This window comes from Kribbella sp. NPDC055110, from assembly GCF_053607525.1.
Map to the genome: position 1 here is coordinate 1 of NZ_JBSGTS010000073.1, position 1,067 is coordinate 1,067.

At 56.7% G+C, this 1,067-nt stretch carries 2 protein-coding genes; both read right to left on the bottom strand.

Annotation, left to right across the window (positions count from 1 at the left end):
* The coding region (locus ACWF0M_RS38130) for a cbb3-type cytochrome c oxidase subunit I (RefSeq protein ID WP_452240644.1) at nucleotides 1–710 on the bottom strand (710 nt) is incomplete at its 3' end.
* A gap of 3 nt (nucleotides 711–713) precedes the next feature.
* Nucleotides 714–1,067, bottom strand: a 354-nt coding sequence (locus ACWF0M_RS38135; protein ID WP_452240645.1) for a COX aromatic rich motif-containing protein, incomplete at its 5' end; no start/stop codon positions are given.

The window sequence follows — 1,067 nt, forward strand, 5'->3', positions numbered from 1 at the left end:
CAGTTAGTACACAGTGCCGCCCAGGTGAACACCGGCATCTTCATCAGAGGCATGCCAGGGGCGCGCATCTTCAGAATGGTGGCGAAGAAGTTCACGCCGGTCAGCAGGGTACCCAGACCGGAAATCTGCAGACTCCAGATCCAGTAATCGACCCCGACGCCAGGACTGTACTCTTTACCCGACAGCGGCGGATACGCCAGCCAACCGGTCTGAGCGAACTCACCGACCCCCAGGGAGATGTTGATCAGCACAACGCCCACCACGAAGAACCAGAAGCTCAGGGAGTTCAGGAACGGGAAGGCAACGTCGCGCGCACCGATTTGCAGCGGTACCACGACGTTCATCAGGCCGACTACGAAAGGCATCGCCATGAAGAAGATCATGATAACGCCGTGCGCGGTGAAGATCTGGTCGTAGTGGTGCGGCGGCAGGAACCCGGCTTCGCCGGCGGACGCCAACGCCTGCTGGCTACGCATCATGATGGCGTCGGCGAAGCCGCGCAGCAGCATGACCATCGCCACGACGATGTACATGATACCAATTTTTTTATGGTCGACCGAAGTCAGCCATTCGCTCCACAGCCACTTCCATTTGCCGAAATAGGTCAGCAGCGCCAGCACTGCCAGGCCCCCGACAATAATTGCGGCTACGGTGACCATGATGATCGGTTCGTGGTACGGAACCGCATCAAGTGTTAATTTTCCCAACATCAGTTATTCCTCGGCTCCGGCGTGAGCAGCATGTTCACCCATGTCCATACCTTGGCTCATGTCCATGCCTTCGTGCGCGCCAGCGCCCTTGTGCATATCCATGTCGCCCATGAATTTGGCAATTGTTTCTTTGAACAAATTCGGTTTGACAGCGGCAAAGTACTCAACCGGGTTGTTTTCACTCGGCTCTGCCAGTTTGTTAAAGTCGTCGGTGGTGTTCAGGTTTTTAGACGATGCCTTCACCTTGGCCACCCACTGATCGAAGTCGCCTTCGGTCGGGGTAACGATCGCGGTGAATTTCATACCGGAGAAGCCTGCGCCGCTATAGCTGCTGGAGATGCCCTTGTAGGCACCGGC